Raw genomic sequence first — 911 nt, forward strand, 5'->3', positions numbered from 1 at the left:
CTGACCGTCCGGCAACGCCCATACCCCTGCGCGTAAGGGCGACAACCGACATCCGCGCCGCCCGGCAGCCGCGCAGGTCAGCCAACCAGCACCATCCGCCGCAAGGCAGTCGAGGGAGGACGCTTACATGCCACCCGCCGCCTCTCCCGGTCCGTGCGCAGCGCACCGCAGCGCGCTCCGCGCGCGACTTCCCAAACCCGGCGGCCTTCACCGTGGCTCCGTCCCGGGCCGCAAGGCCCGCCGAACGCGGCGGGCGCACGCCGCGGCGCCCGCCCGCCGCAGCAGGGCTGCGGCGCAGAGGACGCCGGGCTTCCTGTTGACGGCACCAGCAGTCGCCTGGCCCGCGCCTCGCATAACCTCACGAAGGTGTTATTGGAGCGGCGCACCGGAAGTTGCGCCCAATTGCCGCACCGGCAGCCCTTGGTGGTGAGCATGGCTCGATACGGCACACTGGCACGGCGCGCCACGGCGATCGGACAGCGTGGCGAACTGGGAGCCGAGGCGGCGCTCGTCTTCGGCACGCTTGCCCTGATCGTCGCAGCGACGGCCGACTGGCTCGGCGTGCTCGCGCCCGTGACCGCCGAGTTCCACCGGCTGCTGCGCGGCATCCTCTAGAGCGGATCGCGGACGGCCGGCAACGGCCGGGAGCGTGAACCTGCCTAGCAGACAACAGGCCGGAGCCATTGCCATGCGCGCGGCCGAGCGGAAACGGCTCTAGGGTCTGTACCCAATTGCCGTGGGAACGGTGCGGTGATTCGCCCTGCCCAACGGCGGGAGATGAAGGGTGTCGCGCCTGTTCGGGCTGAGCGACGTGCCGTGGGCGGCGAGCGAGCCGCATCCGGCGATGGTCCACACCGGGCCGCGGCGCGTGGACGACCGGCGGGGGATCGGCGGCATCGTGCACCGGCTGC

The 911-nt window shown here is 72.4% G+C and carries 1 protein-coding gene; it reads left to right on the plus strand.

Annotated elements, in window-relative coordinates; all coding sequences use genetic code 11:
- Positions 1-426: 426 nt before the first annotated feature.
- Positions 427-615, plus strand: a complete 189-nt coding sequence (locus K1J50_RS18790; protein WP_220119274.1) for a hypothetical protein — start codon at positions 427-429, stop codon at positions 613-615.
- Positions 616-911: the final 296 nt, after the last annotated feature.

This window comes from Caldovatus aquaticus (assembly GCF_019458025.1).
GTDB lineage: Bacteria > Pseudomonadota > Alphaproteobacteria > Acetobacterales > Acetobacteraceae > Caldovatus > Caldovatus aquaticus.